This window comes from Streptomyces calidiresistens (genome assembly GCF_014141525.1).
In the GTDB taxonomy this organism is placed as follows: domain Bacteria; phylum Actinomycetota; class Actinomycetes; order Streptomycetales; family Streptomycetaceae; genus Streptomyces; species Streptomyces calidiresistens.
Genome location: NZ_VKHS01000033.1, coordinates 1 through 17456 on the forward strand (window position 1 = coordinate 1; position 17456 = coordinate 17456).

A 17456-nucleotide genomic window follows, 5' to 3' on the forward strand; every position below is an offset into this window, starting at 1 on the left:
GGCTTCGCGTCGGGGCCGGCGCGATCCGATGTGGACGCACCGGCCTCATGAGGGGAGGACGGGGCAACGAGCAGGGGGCCGGGTACCAGCACCACCGCCCGAACCCCACCGAAAACGGATTCGGCATCCACCGAAACCCGGAAACCGTAGCGGTGGGCCAGCAGCGCGCAGGTGGCCAGGCCCAGCTTCGGCGGGGTGCCGAGTTCGGTGACGCCGATCGGCTCACGCATCAGCCGGGCTATGCGGCCGCGGTCGGTGGCCGTCAGGCCGATGCCCGCGTCCTCGACCACGATCGCGATGCCGTGCTGGGTGATCTCCACCGCCACACGGACCTCGGTGTCCGGATGGGAGTACCGGGTGGCGTTGTCCAGCAGTTCGGCGAGCACCATCACCAGGGGTTCGACCACCCGGCCGGTTACCGCCCTCTGGTCCTCCGAGCGCACCACCCGAACACGCAGGTATCCCTCGATCCGTGAGAACGCGCCGCGAACCACATCCACCACCGGGGTGTTCTCATGGGTACGACCCGGCCACGCCCCTGCCAGCACCAACAGGTTGGCCACCTGCCGCAGTACCTGCTGCCCCCGATGGTCGAACTCCATCAGATCAGCCACCACATCGGGGTGGTCGTGGCGCCGCATCGCCTCCAGGATGCGGTTCTGCTGCTCCCCGCTCATACCCCGCAGCCTGCGAGCCAGATCGACGAGCAATTGCCTGGCGATGTCCTCGGTGGCGGCCCGCTCTGCGGCCATGCGCCGGGTCACAACCCGGTTGGCATCGGCGAGCAGTTCAGCGAAGCGTCGTCCGACCCGACCATGGTCTTCGGTCCGACTCGGATTCCCGCGCTCGGTATCGGAGAGGTCGGCGATCCACTCCTGTAACGCGCGGTCGCGCTCCCGACAGGCAGCGCGACTTTCCCTCACCTCCCCGGCCAGGTGTCGCCGTTGAGATCTCAGCATGGCTACGTAGGTGAGAGTGGCGAGCAGCGTCAGAGCGAGCAGGATCGCTGCAACGACCGGCAGGGACATGGACATCCTCGGTGTGGGTGGGTTGGGGTGGTGCGGCCATCGGGGGAGGAACCCGGGGTGACGATCCCCGGCGGGTGGCCCGGGGGCCCGGGCGGGGTGGACACTCCCCCGACGACCTGTTCATGAGGCGGTACACACGGCTGGGTCGAGGGCGTTACACGCTGCGGGAGTCTCCGGACTCACCAGCAGAGGACGGGCCAGCCGCGCCCGCCACCGTGCGCGGTTCCAGTTCGGCCGCCGGTACATCGCTCCCGCACTCCACGCACCGCGCGGCCACCGAAAGGGCGCTCACCGGGCCTCCGTCTCGTCCCGCAGCAGATGCAGGAAGGCGTACCGGGCACCCAGCCATTCCAGTTCTTCCAGGTAGAGGTCGTCATCGGGGCTGATGGCCATCCGGTCGAAGGCCACCACGCCGGTGGCGTACCCGGCGGCAATGGCAGCCCGTACCCGCTGCCAGCCCGGTCGCTCCTCCGGGGCGATAGCCGCCGACGGGTCGTGAAAGGTCCCGGCGATCGGAGGGCGTCTTGGCCCTCGCGTCACGGCGTGCGATAAGTCCGGGGAGGGCTGGTCGGACGGGGCCACGGCGTACAGCACCACGGGCCCGGGAAGCGAGTGCGCGTTGATCCGCCCTCGCATCGCCATCAGGTGAACGGCCGCGCTCGGGGTCCGGCGAAGAGCCCCCCTCTCGGGCCGGATCGGTGTGACCACTGATGGGCGAAGAGCCACGCGACGCCCACCTCCTCCCGGTGGTTTCCGCAGGATGAGATGGGACGGGGCGGCCAGGAGGAATCCGGTGGTCCACCGTTCCGTCCCGGCTGCTTCGGCGTCCGAGGTCATGACAGCCCGTCCCCTTCCATCTCTTGACACCCACAGTGATCGGCGTGGCGATTTCTGTGACGGCTAGAGCATGGGGCACCCAGAAGGGCCGCTTCCATGACGTGTCAAGGACGTCTTTGGACACAGTGGGTCGGCACGCGGTCTTTTCGGGTCGCCAGGGGTGAACGGCTCTCGTTCCACTCCCCGTCGGAGGTCGCTCCCTCTACGGTGGAGGTCGCCCCGCCGCACGTTCAGGGAGCCTTCCGATGCCGCAGACAACCGTTTTCCCCGCCCTGCTAAAAGAACGTGGGTGGACCGACTACCACGTCTTCCTTCGGGAATACGAGAAGACGGCCAGGCATTTGGCCACCCTCCAGGGCCCCACGAACCTGCGCACGGCCACGGTCAGCGAGAGGCAGTTCCGGCGCTGGATGGCCGGTGAGTTGCGGGGCCTGCCGCGCGGGGCGGCCCGTCGCATTCTGGAATACCTGTTCACCATGTCGATCGACCGCATCTTCCGCCTGGCCGAGGCGCCGGCCAAGGAGGTGGCCTCGCAGGAGGAGACGCCCTCGGTCCTCCCGTCCCACGTGCAGCAGCAGGACGATGTGGTGAGTCGGGCTGCCCGGGAATCGGCCACCTGGGCGGCCGGTGTCGAGCAGACCAACGTCGGCCCCCACACCCTGGAGCAGTTGGAAGCCGATATCCGACGCATCGTGACCTCCTACCCGAACCGCCCCGTCGAGCCGATCTTCCACGAGGTCACCGCCCTGCGGGATCGCGCTTTTGAGCTGTTGGAGGGACGTCAGCCACCCCAATACACGAGGGAGCTGTACCTGATGGCGGGGTACCTGTGCGGGATCCTGGCCAACGCCAGCTTCGACCTGAGTCGGTACGACGCCGGTGAGACCCAGGCCCGGGTGGGCTTCCTTTGTGCCGAACTGGCCGGTCACAACGGACTCCGGGCCTGGCTGCGAGGGCTGCAATCACTCATGGCCTACTGGGCGGGACGCCCCCGGGATGCCGTACGGCTCGCCGAGGCCGGTCGGGACTTCACACCCGAACGCGGCACCAGCCACGTTCGTCTGGAAAGCCTCGCGGCCCGCGCCTACGGCCAGATGGGAATGCGGAGCGAGGCGCTCGCGGCCATGCACCGCGCCGAGGAACTACGTGAGATCGCCACTGATGACGACCCGGGCGGCATGATCGCCTTCCCTCGGGCGAAAGAGTTGTACTGCGCCAGCAGCGCCATGCTGTGGCTGGGTGACGACCCCTCCTTGCGCCGCGCCGAGCAACAGGCGGAGGAGGCCGTCCGCCTCTACGAGGAACCACCGCCGGAGGAACGACGTCTCGGGGAACTCAGTCTTGCACGCCTGGATCTGGCACGCGCCCGCCTGGGCCGGGGCGATCTTGACGGCGCCGCAGACCAGGTGCACGTGGTCCTGGGGCTGGCCCATCGTCGCCGGATCGAGAGTGTGAACAGAGGCCTGGACCTCATGGCCCGGCGCATCGAGGCCAGCCCGGCAGCAACCTCCCCCGCCGCCATCGGGATGAGCGAGGCGATCACTGCCCACCGCCTCACCCGAGCCCTCCCGGAAGCCTCCTGATGGTCACGATCACCCTGTTGCATCCGGGCACCATGGGCACGGCCATCGGTGCCGAGGCCCGCAAGACGGGCACCCGCGTCCTATGGGTTCCCCGTGGAAGAAGCGAGGCGACCCGCAGAAGGGCCGAGCAGGCCGGGTTCGAAGCCACCCCCTCCCTGACGGACGCCTTGGACGTCAGCGATCTCGTGCTGTCGGTCTGTCCCACCCAGGTCGCCGACGAGGTGGCCGACCGTGTGGCGGAGACGGGATACGAAGGACTGTTCATCGAGGCCAACGCCCTCGGTCCGGCCCACGTAGCCCGGATAGCCGCTCGGCTGACACCCGCCTCCGTCGTGGACGCCTGCATCTTCGGCCCCGACTCCCACCGGCATCGGGTCGCCCACCTCTACCTTTCCGCCGATGCCCCCGCCCAACGAGCGGCGGAGCTGCTGGCCACGGCCTTCGCCGGGACCCGGGTCGAGACCACGGTCGTGTCCGGAAGCGCGGCGGCGTTGAAGATGGCCTTCGTCGCCCATCAGCGCAGCAGCCGAGTCCTCGCGGCGGTTTCCCACGCCCTCGCCCGGTCACACGGCGTAGGAGACGAACTCCTGCGGGAAGCACGGCTAATGGGCGCCGACACCCTGGCGGACCCCGGCTACTTCCCGACCCTCGCCGCCCGCGCCTGGCGTTGGCATCCCGAGCTCGACGAAGTGGCAGGCACCCTTCGTGACGCCGGCCTGCCTTCGGCCCTGGCACATGCCACGACCGAAGTCATGGCGCGGTGGGAGGACGACAAAGACGCCTCACCATCGGTCGAAGCAGTCCTTGACCGGCTGTTCACCGAGACGAACGGACCTTAGGACCCCTTATCCCGTCCTATGGCTCGGCTCCTCCGTCACCCGATCTGCTCTGCGAGTGCTCCATGCCCAGCCCTCTCCGGCCACGGTCCGGTTCCCTTCACCTCTCCCGACGGTCCGTGCCCCGGCCGGTACCGGTCTCGATCACCGTCCACTTGCCCCCCGACTGGGACGCGGTGGTCATGCCGACCGCGCTCGGCATACGCGCGCTGAGCTACTTCGAGGAGCGTCCCCGCGTGCGGTTGGGTTGGATCGCCGCGGTGGGAGAGGTGTGGATTTGGCCGGTGCCCCGGGGCTCCGGTGAGCCGGGGTGGCCGGCGGGAAGTTACCTGCCGGCCTGCACTCCCCTCACTCTCCGGCCGCCCGGGGACAGCTGGCCGGGACACCCCCCGCGCTGGATCCGGCGCCACGACGGAGAGGTCCACACCCACCCGGTCGTGCTGCGCGCCCTGCTGACGCACCTGACCACCCCGGGGGGCTACCTCTGAGACCCCCGTCCTCGATCGACCTCCGGTCTCTTACGCAGGAGGGGCGACGTTCGAAGAAAGTCCGGGAACTCCCCCGCTGAAAAGGCCGTGACGAACATATTCACGGCATATCACCGAACTCGCTCCCAGTCACACGCCAAACGGATCGAACCACGCCAACCACTCCACACGTCCGCTCCGAAACCGGCACCATGAACGGGCCCACGGCGTACCTATCGGCTGGACTGAGGACATGAATCCCATCGCTTTCACCACCGACCACCCCGCATGGATCACCGATGCCGAGCAGCCGCCCGCGCGCATCGTCCTGCACCAGGGGGAGCCCTGGCTCATCACCTGCGCCGGCGTCCAACTGCACCGCGCTCCGCTCACCCACGTCACCACCGAAGCACCCCCGATCGGTTGCGCTTTCGCTGCCGACCTACCGAAACACCCCGGAGCAGGACCGCTCATCACCGAACTCGCCACGCTCGACACCGTCGCCCGTGTGCCCAATCCCTGGCTGTGGGACGCGATCACCACCGCAATTCTGCGGCAGGTCGTGCGTGCCGAGCAGGCCCGGAAGGTGTACCGCCGCTGGTGCGCCACCCACGGCCGCACGCTCCGGACCCCCGCGGGAGCTCTGTCCCTGGCCCCTGATCCCGTGACCGTGCTCGCCCTGACCGATGAAGCATTCGCCACCACCGGCACCAAGTTTCACCGCACCGCACTGCGCGCCGCCGCCTCTGCCTACATGCTGCGACACGAGGAGTGGGAGCAGCTCCCGGCCGACGACCTCGTCAAGGTCCTCGAAGAAGTCGAGCGCATTGGCCCATGGACCGCTTCGGCTGCCGCCGCCGACTACACCGGCGACTTCTCCGTCTACCCGCACGGCGACCTCGCCGTGCGGACCTGGGCTCACCGTGCCGCTCCCGATCTGACTCTCCCCGAGGGGGATCGGGCGTTCGCCGCGCAATGGCGCCGTTGGGCCGACAACGACCGCAACCGACTGCACACCCTGACCCTGTTCACACTCACCTGGGGAAACCATGCCCGGACAACACACAACATCCCGCCCGGCTGACCTCCTCGCCGGAGCCGATCCGACTCGCCCTCTCGATGCCCTGTTCGTCAACGCGCCCTTACGCGATTACACCCGGCGTCCCCGTGTCAACGACTACACACTGCCCGTCCTCGGCATGGCCTACATCGCCACCTACGCGAAGCAGGAAGGCTTCAACGTCGGCGTCCTCGACGCCGAAGCGCACGGGCTCGGCATCACCCGAACCATTGAGCTCGTCAACTCCGCTCGCCCCCGTTGGGTCGGCATGAACCTGCTCGCTCCCACCTATGAACTGTCGGCCCGGATCGCCGACGGCCTCACCGATGAAATCGCGCTCATGGTCGGGGGACACCACGCCAAAGCAATGCCGCAGCGCGTGCTTGCCGATCCCCGCATGAGCCGTCTGAAGGCGTTGGTCCTCGGCGAGGGCGAAACCCGTGTCGCCGCCCTGCTCCATGACGCTGGCCGTCGGGCCGAGTTACCCGGCGTGATGTGGCGCGACCGGCTCCTCGGCACCACCGCGATGGGCATCGCCCGAAGCGACACCAACCGCTATCTCGCCCCCGACATCGACGCCCTGCCGCTGGTCGACCGCGTGTTCCTTTCTCAAGACCCTTACGCGGCCGATGACGGCCGCATCGAGGCGAACATCGTCGGGTCACGCGGTTGCCCGTATGACTGCGGATTCTGCGGAGCCGCCGTCTCCGCCAACCCCGATATCAAGATCCGTACCCGCTCACCCGAAGGCATCATCGCCGAGTTGGAAACCCTCCACGCAAAGCACGGCGCCACAGCCTTCCGGTTCGTCGATGATCTGTTCCTCGGTGCAGCGCGCGTCATCCGCCCCGCCATGGAAGCTTTCACCGCGCACCGCATCGGCGACCGCTTCGTCTGGGACGCGACCGGACGTATCAACGTCCTTCACCGCGCCGACAACGCCCTGCTCGACACCCTCGCCCACAACGGCCTGCGCGAGGTCGCGCTCGGAATCGAATCCGGAAGCGACCGCATCCTCGCCGCCATGGACAAGCGCATCACCGCAGCCATGACCACATCGGTCGCCCACCGGCTGATGCAGCGCGGTATCAACGTCAAGGGCTACTTCATCCTCGGCTACCCGGGCGAGCAAGCCGACGACCTCGCCGACACCGTACGGCACATCCACACCCTCTGGGCCCTCGCCGATACCTTGCCCGGCAACTTCCGCGCCTCGGTGTTCGAGTTCCGCCCCTATCCCGGAACACCGATCTGGCAGCAACTCATCAAGGCCGGCCATAACCCCGACGAACTGCTCGCCTACTCCGACATCGACCTCACCGGGCAGGGCGCCGACGAGTCCATGCGGCAGCGCGACGAATTCAACTTCTCCGTCGGCGTCCAGTTCGGTGCTGTCCCTCTGCCCGATCTGCGCCGTCACCTGGCCACCATCACCCGCACGCAGCACGCCCGGAACCGGATGGGAACCGCCGCATGACGCACCCCGGACGCTTCATCACGCTTGACGGCCCCGGCGGGATCGGGAAGTCCACCACACTCGCCACTCTCGCCGGCCTGCTGCGCGAGCGGGGCGAGAGTGTGCATGCCACAGCCGAACCCTCGGCCCGGCCCATCGGCCGGTTCACCCGTGCCAACGCCGACCACGTGCACGGGCACGCCCTCGCCTGTCTCGTCGCCGCCGACCGGTACGACCACATCCGGCACGAGCTACGACCACACCTCGACCTCGGCGACACCGTGCTCTGCGACCGATACCTCGCATCAACCCTTGTCGTACAACGCCTCGACGATGTTCCCGAGCCCTTTCTGCTCAACCTGAACGCCGACATCACCCTGCCCGACCTCGCCGTCATCCTCACCGCCGAACCGGCCGTCATCACCCATCGCCTGCGCGCTCGCGGAGCACACCACCGATTCGAGCATGACCCTGACATCCCCGCCCGCGAGGTCGACCTCTACCGACAGGCCGCGCGCACACTCCGAAGCATGGGCGTAGCCGTCCTCACACTCGACACCAGCACTCTCACACCCCTGCGAGCAGCCGAACGGATCCGCGACGCCCTTCCTCCACCGCGTCCACGGAACTCCGGTGATACCGCAGCGACCGCAGAAACCGCATGACCGAACCGAACACCTCCCCGCACACCAGCCACACCCGGGCCCGGGTCACTGCTAACCTCCGGCGCATCCCGCCGGCACACCTCGCCCGCCACGACCACGGAGCCCACCACATGGAACACCTCTGGCCCACCATCGACCGCCTCGTGCGATGGCTCGACACCGAGACCGAGACCACACCCGAGGTCGCCCGGCTGCTGCGCGTACTCAAAATCAGCGAGGAAGCCGGTGAAGTCGCCGAAGCGATCCACGGGGTGAGCCGCTCCAACCCACGCAAAGGCGCCAGCCACACCTGGCAGGACGTGGAGAAAGAACTCTGCGACGTCATCCTCACGAGCATGGTCGCCCTGCGCACCATCACCCCGGACGCCGAGAAGGTGTTCGCCGAACGCCTGGACCACATCGCCGAACGGTCCCTGACCCCCTGACCCCAGCGCAACCCGGGGACGGACCTCGATGCCGCAGCGGGTCGCGTGGGGAATCGCGGCCCGGACCGCGTCGGCGTCTGTCTCCGGCCGGTCCGATCGGCCCGGAGGGCCGAAGAGCGCCGTGGCCAGAGCGGTACCGTCCCCGTCCCCCGTGTGACCGGAGCATCGCTCCAGACCACAACGATGACCTTCCCTCTGCCACTGGCCCGGACCCTCACTGAACCGCACCGGCCGGCCCACACTCCTGGAACCGCACGGCCTGGGCTTGATTCGCTTTGACGGACATCAGTGATCTGGGGCTTCGGCCCCGGAAGGATGATGTCCATCATGGAGAGCATGGGGAAGAAGCCTCGCCCGCGCCGCTCGTTCACGCCGGAGTTCAAGGCCGAGGTAGTCGAGCTGTGCCGGCGTGGGGACCGCTCGGTCGGTCAGGTCGCCAAGGACTTCGACCTGACCGAAACCGCGGTGCGGGACTGGGTGAAGCAGGCCGAGGTCGACGCGGGCGAACGGGACGGCCTGACCAGCAGCGAACGCGAGGAACTGGCCGCGCTCAGGCGGGAGAACCGCAGGCTGCGGGAGGACGTGGAGATCCTCAAGCGTGCGACGGCTTTCTTCGCGAAGGAGACCCGGTGACGGTGCACCCGTTCATCGAGGCGGAGAAAGACGCAGGTCACAACGTCAAACGGGCGTGTGAACTGCTCAAGGTCTCCCGAGCCGCCTTCTACGCCCGCCGCACCGACAACCCTGGTCCCCGTGCGGTGCGCGATGCTGAGCTGACCGAGCAGATCACCGCCGTGCACGAGCAGTCTCGGGGCACCTATGGGGCCCCACGTGTCCACGCGGTCCTCAAACGTCGGGGTGAGGAGTGCGGCCGTCGAAGAGTCGCGAGGCTGATGCGCCGGGCCGGCCTGGCGGGGCGGCATCGCAAGCGACGGCATCGCACCACGATCCCCGACCCGCACGCGGCCAACCGTCCCGACCTGGTCCTCCGCGACTTCCAGCCCGACCCCGAAGCGATCGACACCCGATGGTGTGGCGATATCACCTACATCGCCACCGACGAGGGCCGGCTCTACCTGGCCACCGTCATCGACATCGCCTCCCGCCGCGTCGTGGGCTGGGCCACCGCCGACCACCTGCGAACCGAGCTGGTCGCGGACGCACTGCGAGCCGCCTGCCGCACCCGCCGCCCGGCCGGTCCGGTGATCTTCCACTCGGATCGCGGCTGCCAGGGCGGATTCAATCGGTCGTCGCAACACCTTGATTTGGGAGGTGTTCAAGATCGCTACGGGGGACTGGGGCAGGAAGACCGGCGATGCGCCCGAGGGGCTTCGGCGGCAGTGGCGTGCTGACCGGGCGCTGAGGCCGGCGATGCGCTCGCCTGGCCGGCCTGATCCGTCGCGGGTGGTGCAGCGGCAGTTTTGGCGGCTGATCGCCACGGGCGTCACGACGGCTGAGGCATCGCTGGCGATTGGAGTGTCGTGGCCGGTCGGTTCTCGGTGGTTCCGTCACGCTGGCGGCATGCCGCCGATCGCTTTGGCCGAGCCCACCGGCCGCTACCTGAGCTTCGAGGAGCGTGAGGAGATCGCGATTCTGCGCGCCCAGGACAAGGGCGTGCGAGAGATCGCCCGCGCGATTGGACGTGACCCGGGGACGATCTCGCGCGAGTTGCGCCGCAATGCCGCCACCCGCAGCGGGAAGCAGGAGTACCGGGCCACGGTCGCTCAGTGGAAGGCGCAGCAGGCCGCGAAGCGCCCGAAGGCAGCCAAGCTCGCAGGCAACGACAGGTTGCGTGAGTACGTACAGGAACGGCTCGCCGGCAGTGTCCGTCGTCTCGACGGCACGATCGTCACCGGGCCCAAGACGCCCGCGTGGAAGGGGCTGAACAAGCCGCACCGGCAGGACAGAAGATGGGCGACGGCATGGAGTCCGGAGCAGATCTCGCGTCGGCTGCATGTCGACTTCCCCGATGATGAGTCCATGCGCATCAGCCATGAAGCGATCTACCAGGCGCTGTTCATCGAGGGTCGTGGTGCGCTTAAGCGGGAGCTGGTCACGTGTCTGCGTACCGGCCGGGCACTACGGGCTCCCCGTGCGCGGTCGCAGAACAAGCCGCAAGGGCATGTCACCACGGACGTCGTCCTCAGTGAACGCCCCGCCGAGGCTGGGGACCGCGCGGTCCCCGGACACTGGGAAGGTGACTTGATCATCGGGACGGGCCGCTCCGCGATCGGCACGCTTGTCGAGCGCAGCAGCCGCTCCACGCTCCTGGTGCACCTGCCTCGGCTCGAAGGCTGGGGCGAAAACCCGCCGGTGAAGAACGGCACCTCGCTCGGGGGCTATGGCGCAATCGCGATGAACGCCGCACTCACGGCGTCGATGACGTAGCTGCCAGGGCAGCTACGCAAGACCCTCACCTGGGACCGGGGGAAGGAACTCTCCGGCCATGCCCGGTTCGCTCTCGATACCGGGACGAAGGTGTTCTTCGCCGATCCGCACTCGCCCTGGCAACGACCGACGAATGAGAACACCAACGGGCTGCTGCGTCAGTACTTCCCGAAGGGGACCGACCTGTCCCGATGGTCCGCCGAGGACCTCGAAGCGGTCGCCACGGCAATCAACAACCGGCCCCGCAAGGTCCTCGGTTGGCGGACACCGGCCGAGATCTTCGAGGAACAGGTACGCTCGCTACAGCAGCCCGGTGTTGCAACGACCGGTTGAACTCACCCAGTACACCAGCCGCGAATTCGCCATGTTGGCCTCGGAGTTCGACATCCGGCTCTCGGTCGGCCGCACCGGGCAGTGCTGGGACAACGCGCTGGCCGAGTCCTTCTTCTCCACCTTGAAGAACGAACTGGGCGACACCCGCACATGGCCGAGCCGGGCTGCTGCCCGCACCGAGATATTCGAGTGGATCGAGAGCTGGTACAACTTGCGGAGGCTGCACAGCCGCCTCGGCTACCGCACACCCGCCGAGTACGAGGCCGCCCTCGCGGCCTGACCACCACACCGATGGTGTCCGTCAAAGCGGAACAAGCTCAGCCGAAGAAGTGATCGGCCAGGGACGGGCGATCGGCTGTGGCCCTACGTGCTTCGGCATTGATCATCGCCCCGACGCGCCACCACGAATAGGACTTGCGTTCGCCACCCTCCGGCGGGGCCCGACAGCGTGACACCCGTTCGGGTGAATCGTTGGCGCAGACGTGACGAGCTCGACAGCACCCCGCCCCGATGCCGCGCCCCGCCGACGCCTCTTCCACCGCAAATCACCGACCGCACCTCTACCCCGCTACACCGTCAGCGCGGAGCGCCATGATGACGCGCTGAACGTCTCCTGGTTCACCATCGCCCGCCGCCTGCCGCGCCTGTCCGGTATCGCCGTCCGGTTGGCCTGGCAGGCGGCGCCGCGCGTGGTGCTGCTGACCTGTCTGCTCCAACTGATCACCGCCGCGGTCACCGCGATCGGCCTGTACGCCACCACCAGCGCCCTGACCCCCCTGCTGGCGAGCGGGGCCACCCCCGAGCGGATCGGCGAGGCGCTGCCCGCGCTGATCCTGGTCACCGTCGCCGCCTGCGCCCGTTCCCTGGTCTCCGCGCTCACCGTGGCCACCACCGCCCGCATCGGCCCCCGGGTGGACGGCATCGCCGAGGCCCGTTACCTGGAGGCCACCACCCGGGTACCGCTGGCCGCCTACGACGACCCGGCCTGGTCCGACCAGTCCGAAGCCGCCTCCCGCGCGGCCAAGGATGCCCACCAGATGATCGAGGCCCTGACCTCGGTGACCGGCGCGGTACTGTCCATCGCCGCGGCAGCCGGCATCCTGGCCCACCTCCACCCGGTGCTGCTGCCGCTGCTGCTGATGGCCGTTCTCCCCCGCGGCTTCGCCGCCGTGCGCGCGGCCCGCGCCGCCTACCTGGCCGACCGGCACACCCTGGCCGACCGCCGTCTGCGCCACAGCGTGATCTTCGAGACCTCCAGCCGGGACCACGCCCTGGAGGTGCGGGCCTACACCCTGCGGCCCTGGCTGCTGGGCCGCTTCCGCACCGTCGCCGCCCGCCTGGAGGACGCCGCCGCCGAGGTGGGTCGCACCACCGCCCGCCACCAGCTGGTCGGTGACGCCGTCGCCGGCTGCGCCACGGTCGGCGTCTACGCCGCCCTGCTGTGGCTGGCCGCCACCGGGCGCATCGCCCCGGCCGCCGCCGGCACCGCCTTCATCGCGGTGCAGCTCAGCTCCCGCCTCCTTGCCGGGCTGGTCCAGGGCGTGAACACCACCTACAAGACCGGCCTGTACATGGCCGACTGGGACGCCTTCCTCACCGATACCACCACCCGCACCCACCTGCCCGAACACCCCCGACCGGTGCCCGCCGACCCGCAGGTGATCGAAGCTCGGAACGTCACCTTCCACTACCCCGGCAGCGAGCTCCCGGCCCTCCAGAACGTCACCGTGCGGGTCCGCCGCGGGGAGGTCCTGGCCATCGTCGGCGCCAACGGCTCGGGCAAATCCACCCTCGCCAAACTCCTCGCCGGCCTCTACACCCCCACCACCGGCACCGTCACCTGGGACACCACCGACATCTCCCGCACCGACCCCGAACAGCTGTGGCGCCGCCTGGCGATGCTTCCCCAGCACTTCGCGCGCTGGCCCGTCACCGCACGGGAGAACATCGTCCTGGGCCAGGAGACCGGCAAGGAAACCGACATCCTCACCGCCGCACGAGCCGCCGGGGCGGACACCGTCCTGGACTCCCTGCCCGACGGCCTGAACACCAACCTCGCACCCTCCTGGTGGGGCGGCCGAGACCTGTCCGGCGGCCAATGGCAACGCATCGCCACCGCCCGCGCCTTCTACCGAGACGCCCCCATCCTGATCTGCGACGAACCCACCTCCGCCCTCGACCCCCTCGCCGAGGAAGCCGTCTACCGGCGCATCCAAGCCCTCGCGAAGGGCCGGAGCGTCATCCTCATCACCCATCGCCTCGGTTCCACCCGCACCGCCGACCGCATCATCGTCCTGGACGGCGGCACCATCACCGAAGAAGGGACCCACGAAGCTCTCCTCGCCCGGGACGGCACCTACGCCACGATGTGGCGCGCCCAAGCCGACACCTACACCGGCGACAAGGTCTGACCCCCCGCCCGCGAGGCACGGGTCACGAACCACACGCCTACTCCCTGACGTTTCCACCCTTCCGAAGGAAAGATGGTGGAGCATTGCCCACCTTCGTGATCATCGCGGCTGGACCTCCCGAGACCCGCCCGGCAGGACACGGGAGCACCCGGCACCACCTCCCTCGCAACCACGGTTCTCCGGTAGGCCCTCGGCCCCCCGGCTTCGCCCCGGGGTTCAGCTGAGGACGGCGAAGACCGTGGCGGCGACGGCGCCGAGAGCTGTTCCGCAGATGAGTTGGGGCAGAGTGTGTGCCTTCAGGACGCGGCGGGACCAGCCGATGGCGAGGACCAGCACGACCGCGGGGAGAAGCACGGGCCCGTAGGCCAGGAGGAGGATCATCACCGTGCCTCCGGCGACGGCGTTGTGCACCGAGATCTGCCACCACACCGTCACGACCAGGGCGCTGGCCAGACCGGCGAGCATGGCGATGACCAGGGCGAAGACCTCTCGGGGAGCCCCGAGGACGTCGAGCAGCACGATGCCGGTGACCACCGAGACGAGGGTGGCCGTGAGGGGGACGATGCGCTGTTTGCGCACCCGTACGTGCTTGTCGGTGAGTTTCCCCCGCCGTACGCCGAGGCGGATGATGACAAGGGGAATGACGCCGCAGAAGAAGGCGGCGAACAGCCCCCAGCCGACACCGACCGGGTTCCCCGTGCTGTGCCATCCGATGAGCAGGAGCAGGCCGATGACGAGGTGGCCCGGCGCCAGGACATCCGTGATCGCTTTGGCCACTCTCACCCGGGGGGTGGCCTCGGCGTAGGTGGGGGTCGGTGGTGGGGTGAAGGTACTCATGGCTGGGGCTCCGGTAGGCGGTCGCAGGTGTCCGCGAATTCGTGGGCGAGATCGGAGTGGTAGGCGTCGGACAGGCGGGTGAGCACGGAGATCTCCCCGAGCAGGTCCCGGCCGCCTTCGACCGGTGGGTGGTCACGGCTCGCCTGCGGGGCCTCGCCGCGCAGTTTGGCGCGGCGTGCAGCGAGGAGCCAGCAGGCTTCGGCGGCGACGGTGGCCCGGGCTCCGGTGAGCCCTCGGGCCTCGACGTGCCGCCGGGCTCGCTCCCGGAGGTCGGCGGGCGCGTGGTCACCGAGCACCAGGGCGGCGTCGCGGATCTCGATGGTGCGGCGGTAGAGGCGGCCGAGCATGTCACGGGGGTCGAGCCGGTCGGCGGTCGGGCCGCGCGGGGAATCGAGTCGCACGGCCGGAGCGGCACGGGTGAGGTCGAGCCACAGGGGACGCAGACCGAGCAACGCCCGTCTCCTCTTCCCCCAGGTGCGCAGCTTTCCGAGGACGGGGAGCGTGCTGCCCACCACGATGAGAAGGAGCGCGGCCATGAGCAGGTAGGTGCTCACCCGGTCGTCGAGATCTCCGGGAAGGATCCCGTCCCCGGTCATGTGCGCGATGAGAGCCGCGATACGGACCAGGGCGTAGGCCACTCCCGCTGCCAGACCGGCACCGATGGTCCCGAGTCCCCAGCCGAGGGCTCGTCCGTCGGCCTTGCGGCTCCAGCGCAGGCAGACCCGCGTACCGGCCAGCAGGGAAAGGGTGAGGAAGCCGAGAAAGACCGTCGTGTAGGCGAGGAGTGCCATCCGGGCGGCGGGGTCCTGGAATATCGCCCTGGTCTCGTAGGGCTGGAGCTTCGCGAAGAAGAGCGTCGACATGATGGCTGCCGTGGCGAGGGGAAGAATGACACGCAGTCGTTTCACCGCGGGGCTGCCGTCCTGCTGGCCGGAGACCTTGCGCAGGAACGCCAGTAGGGCAGCCGCCGAAAGCACTCCGCCGGAGAGGTGTTTGAGCAGGTAGGAGAAGTCGACGATGCCGGTCAGTTGATCGAGAGCCCGCCCTGCCGGTAGACGCAACGTCATCATCACGGCCAGGCCGAAGAACGTCCACCAGAGGGCTCGGTCGTGTCCCTTTCCCCACACCTTGACGGCACGCCACGCGGTGGTGATCCACAGAAGGATCGCCATGACCAATTCGAAGGACCTCATCGGTCGCTCTCACCCCGCAATGCCGCGTCGAGACGATCGAGTTCGGGGGCGCGAGTGCCCGATACGGGCCGCAGGTCGGCCATCTTGGCTATACGGGTGGCGAGGAGTTCGGCTTCCCGCTCTCGGGCGTTACTGAAGTTGGCCCGCCCCAGTACGGCGCGGACGGTGCGGGGGTCGATGGTGGTGAAGAGGTTCTTGAGGTCCACCCCGGGGCCCCTGCCGTCGGTGACGTTGTGCCCGAGCAGCATGTGGCTGATCTCGTGCAGGACGATGTGGTCCCGGTGCAGCGGGGAGGTCGATGCCTCGTGGAAGATGTAGTCGGCGCTGTCGAGTTCCACCCACAGCCCGCACAGTTCGTTGTCCCGGCCCTTGATTCCCTCGATCGGCTGCACGAACACGGGTCGTCCACGATGCTTCTCGACTGCGTCGAGGAATTTATCGACATCGAAGGGTATGGGAATTTCGATTCCGATCAGTGGATCGGGGTCCCCCTGAAGGCGACGCCGGAGGAAAGGCGCCCGGAACCTTCGAAACAGACGCAACGCTTCTCTCCCGGATCTTGCATCATCTTTTCCGAATGGCGCACTATTTCATGCACCACGCGGCCAGCCGTAGGTCTTCGGACTTCATCATCGACATTCGGGGCAGCCAGGAGCGCTGTCCGTCCGGCTTCGGTAACGCGACAACGCACGGGGCGCCAGCTCGGTCACCGGACACGGCGTCGATGGAGTACGAAGCACCACACGGCGCGGGGATCGGGAAAGCCTGTCGCATCGTGATCACGCACCCTCGCGGGGCTGCTCGTCCTTGTTCAGCCCTTCGAGCTCCCGGGCGCGCTCGATGATCGCCTGCACGGTCCGCAGGGTCTCCGGAGAGAGGCCCGAAGCCCGCAGTGCCACGGAGCGCACCTGGCTGTCGCGCATGGACTCCAGCAGCGACAACTCCGTGTCCACGCGCCGCCCCTCCTCCTCGTCGAAGAAGTAGGAGGGAGGGACGCCGAAGAAATCCGCGAGAGCCTTGAGGTACTTGATGCCGGGGTTGTCCCGCTGCCCTTTTCGCAGCTGGTGGAGGAAGCTCGCCGACATGGTCGGGCCTCCCCTGTCGGCGATGCCCTGGGCCACCTCGCGCAGGGAGTACGGGCCGCGCCCCGCGGGGTGGATCACCTGGAAGAGGCGGTCAACCTTCTCCGCGAGGATCCGCCCCTCCTCGCTCACCTCGTCACCCATCGGTTGACCTCCCTTCGCCAAGGATCACGCGCCCACCTCCTGCGGCGTTCACAGGTGTGGACGATACACGAGCTCTCCCGCCCCAGCGTCCTCTCCCGTTGACACGGAGCGCTGTTGTCGGCTTACGATCACTCAGCGCTGTCCACAAGCGGAAACAGCGCGGGGTCGGCCTTGCCGTACCCCGGACCCGAAGAACACGGAGGAGACGGGATGCCGGCCCAACGAGCGCTCCGGCCGACAGGACGGGCGCACGAGGCGAGTCCCTCCCCCAGCCGGCCGGGCGAGGTATCCCGGCACGATGCCGACCGGTCCGGCTCCGGCACGCTTGCGCCTGCGGTAACGACGTCCCCGCTCTTATGACTTGTACCGAGTTGTTGAACCAACTCTGGATCTTGTCGGGAGTGCGTGCGTATGTTCGTCGTCGCCGGGGCAGCCCGGCCGGCAGGACGATCACGAGGAGCAGCCCACGCCACCCCTGACCTCATAGGACCCGCACACAGCGACGGCGCCCGGGAGCGGCAACTCCCGAACGCCGAACGCTTCACGGCTGAACCGCCCCGGCAAGGGCGGAGATCGCCATCATCACCGCGCTGATCCCTTCCACGGGGCGTCTCAGCGTGGCAACACCGAGGGAGATTCTTACATGCGCTCTGCCCTGCGCAAAAGGACCGAGGGTCCGATCCGCGCGGCAGCCGCCCGCTTCCCCCACCC

17 protein-coding genes and 1 pseudogene are annotated in these 17456 nt (G+C 68.6%); 12 read left to right on the forward strand and 6 right to left on the reverse strand.

Annotation, left to right across the window (positions count from 1 at the left end):
• Positions 1–1028, reverse strand: a 1028-nt coding sequence (locus tag FOE67_RS03210) for a sensor histidine kinase (RefSeq protein ID WP_182660208.1), incomplete at its 3' end; no start/stop codon positions are given.
• 288 nt (positions 1029–1316) lie between these two features.
• Positions 1317–1670: a hypothetical protein gene (locus tag FOE67_RS03215; RefSeq protein WP_182660209.1), complete on the reverse strand. Its 354-nt coding sequence runs from the start codon at positions 1668–1670 to the stop codon at positions 1317–1319.
• A 440-nt stretch (positions 1671–2110) separates the two neighbouring features.
• On the opposite strand from FOE67_RS03215, the gene FOE67_RS03220 reads away from it, so the two are divergent.
• From FOE67_RS03220 to FOE67_RS30225, 12 genes and pseudogenes are all read left to right on the forward strand, one after another.
• The gene (locus tag FOE67_RS03220) at positions 2111–3448 is read left to right on the forward strand and encodes an NsdA family TPR-like regulatory protein (RefSeq protein WP_182660210.1); all 1338 of its coding nucleotides are present in this window, start codon (positions 2111–2113) and stop codon (positions 3446–3448) included.
• Positions 3448–4287 (forward strand): DUF1932 domain-containing protein, encoded by an 840-nt coding sequence (locus tag FOE67_RS03225; RefSeq protein ID WP_182660211.1) that lies wholly within the window; start codon positions 3448–3450, stop codon positions 4285–4287. The genes FOE67_RS03220 and FOE67_RS03225 overlap by 1 nt, the downstream gene beginning before the upstream one ends.
• Before the next feature lie 152 nt (positions 4288–4439).
• Positions 4440–4772, forward strand: coding sequence for a hypothetical protein (locus FOE67_RS03230; protein WP_182660212.1), 333 nt, complete (start codon positions 4440–4442; stop codon positions 4770–4772).
• A gap of 232 nt (positions 4773–5004) precedes the next feature.
• Positions 5005–5835 carry a DNA glycosylase family protein gene (locus FOE67_RS03235; protein ID WP_182660213.1) on the forward strand — a complete coding sequence of 277 codons (831 nt, stop codon included), beginning with the start codon at positions 5005–5007 and terminating at the stop codon, positions 5833–5835.
• A complete protein-coding gene (locus FOE67_RS03240) occupies positions 5801–7288 on the forward strand; it encodes a B12-binding domain-containing radical SAM protein (RefSeq protein ID WP_182660214.1) in 1488 nt (495 codons plus the stop codon). The genes FOE67_RS03235 and FOE67_RS03240 overlap by 35 nt, the downstream gene beginning before the upstream one ends.
• Complete coding sequence (locus tag FOE67_RS03245; protein WP_182660215.1) at positions 7285–7932, forward strand: dTMP kinase; 648 nt, start codon at positions 7285–7287, stop codon at positions 7930–7932. Before FOE67_RS03240 ends, FOE67_RS03245 begins: the two co-directional genes overlap by 4 nt.
• Before the next feature lie 110 nt (positions 7933–8042).
• Positions 8043–8357: a MazG-like family protein gene (locus tag FOE67_RS03250; RefSeq protein WP_182660223.1), complete on the forward strand. Its 315-nt coding sequence runs from the start codon at positions 8043–8045 to the stop codon at positions 8355–8357.
• 336 nt (positions 8358–8693) lie between these two features.
• Positions 8694–8990: a transposase gene (locus tag FOE67_RS03255; protein ID WP_182660216.1), complete on the forward strand. Its 297-nt coding sequence runs from the start codon at positions 8694–8696 to the stop codon at positions 8988–8990.
• Complete coding sequence (locus FOE67_RS03260; RefSeq protein ID WP_182660217.1) at positions 8987–9709, forward strand: IS3 family transposase; 723 nt, start codon at positions 8987–8989, stop codon at positions 9707–9709. The genes FOE67_RS03255 and FOE67_RS03260 overlap by 4 nt, the downstream gene beginning before the upstream one ends.
• 19 nt (positions 9710–9728) lie before the next feature.
• Positions 9729–11078 (forward strand): annotated as a pseudogene (locus FOE67_RS03265) (IS30 family transposase).
• Entirely contained in the window at positions 11059–11358 is a 300-nt protein-coding gene (locus tag FOE67_RS03270; RefSeq protein ID WP_182660218.1) for an integrase core domain-containing protein, read from the forward strand. The pseudogene FOE67_RS03265 and the gene FOE67_RS03270 overlap by 20 nt, the downstream one beginning before the upstream one ends.
• A gap of 202 nt (positions 11359–11560) precedes the next feature.
• On the forward strand, positions 11561–13489 hold the full coding sequence (locus FOE67_RS30225; RefSeq protein WP_182660219.1) for an ABC transporter ATP-binding protein: 1929 nt from the start codon (positions 11561–11563) through the stop codon (positions 13487–13489).
• A gap of 216 nt (positions 13490–13705) precedes the next feature.
• On the opposite strand, the gene FOE67_RS03280 is transcribed toward FOE67_RS30225, so the two are convergent.
• The 4 genes from FOE67_RS03280 to FOE67_RS03295 form a co-directional block, all read right to left on the reverse strand.
• The gene (locus FOE67_RS03280) at positions 13706–14326 is read right to left on the reverse strand and encodes a hypothetical protein (RefSeq protein ID WP_182660220.1); all 621 of its coding nucleotides are present in this window, start codon (positions 14324–14326) and stop codon (positions 13706–13708) included.
• Positions 14323–15498: an MAB_1171c family putative transporter gene (locus tag FOE67_RS03285; protein ID WP_182660221.1), complete on the reverse strand. Its 1176-nt coding sequence runs from the start codon at positions 15496–15498 to the stop codon at positions 14323–14325. The genes FOE67_RS03280 and FOE67_RS03285 overlap by 4 nt, the downstream gene beginning before the upstream one ends.
• A 17-nt stretch (positions 15499–15515) precedes the next feature.
• The gene (locus FOE67_RS03290) at positions 15516–15917 is read right to left on the reverse strand and encodes a hypothetical protein (protein ID WP_182660222.1); all 402 of its coding nucleotides are present in this window, start codon (positions 15915–15917) and stop codon (positions 15516–15518) included.
• Between the two features lie 381 nt (positions 15918–16298).
• A complete protein-coding gene (locus FOE67_RS03295; protein WP_143623059.1) occupies positions 16299–16745 on the reverse strand; it encodes a helix-turn-helix domain-containing protein in 447 nt (148 codons plus the stop codon).
• Between the last annotated feature and the right edge of the window lie 711 nt (positions 16746–17456).

Coding starts and splice junctions, on each gene's coding strand:
- FOE67_RS03285 (WP_182660221.1), bottom strand. CDS start 15,498: ATGGCGATCCTTCTGTGGATCACCACCGCGTGGCGTGCCGTCAAGGTG.
- FOE67_RS03215 (WP_182660209.1), bottom strand. CDS start 1,670: ATGGCGATGCGAGGGCGGATCAACGCGCACTCGCTTCCCGGGCCCGTG.
- FOE67_RS03235 (WP_182660213.1), top strand. CDS start 5,005: ATGAATCCCATCGCTTTCACCACCGACCACCCCGCATGGATCACCGAT.
- FOE67_RS03280 (WP_182660220.1), bottom strand. CDS start 14,326: ATGAGTACCTTCACCCCACCACCGACCCCCACCTACGCCGAGGCCACC.
- FOE67_RS03255 (WP_182660216.1), top strand. CDS start 8,694: ATGGGGAAGAAGCCTCGCCCGCGCCGCTCGTTCACGCCGGAGTTCAAG.
- FOE67_RS03295 (WP_143623059.1), bottom strand. CDS start 16,745: ATGGGTGACGAGGTGAGCGAGGAGGGGCGGATCCTCGCGGAGAAGGTT.
- FOE67_RS03225 (WP_182660211.1), top strand. CDS start 3,448: ATGGTCACGATCACCCTGTTGCATCCGGGCACCATGGGCACGGCCATC.
- FOE67_RS03245 (WP_182660215.1), top strand. CDS start 7,285: ATGACGCACCCCGGACGCTTCATCACGCTTGACGGCCCCGGCGGGATC.
- FOE67_RS03220 (WP_182660210.1), top strand. CDS start 2,111: ATGCCGCAGACAACCGTTTTCCCCGCCCTGCTAAAAGAACGTGGGTGG.
- FOE67_RS03240 (WP_182660214.1), top strand. CDS start 5,801: ATGCCCGGACAACACACAACATCCCGCCCGGCTGACCTCCTCGCCGGA.
- FOE67_RS03250 (WP_182660223.1), top strand. CDS start 8,043: ATGGAACACCTCTGGCCCACCATCGACCGCCTCGTGCGATGGCTCGAC.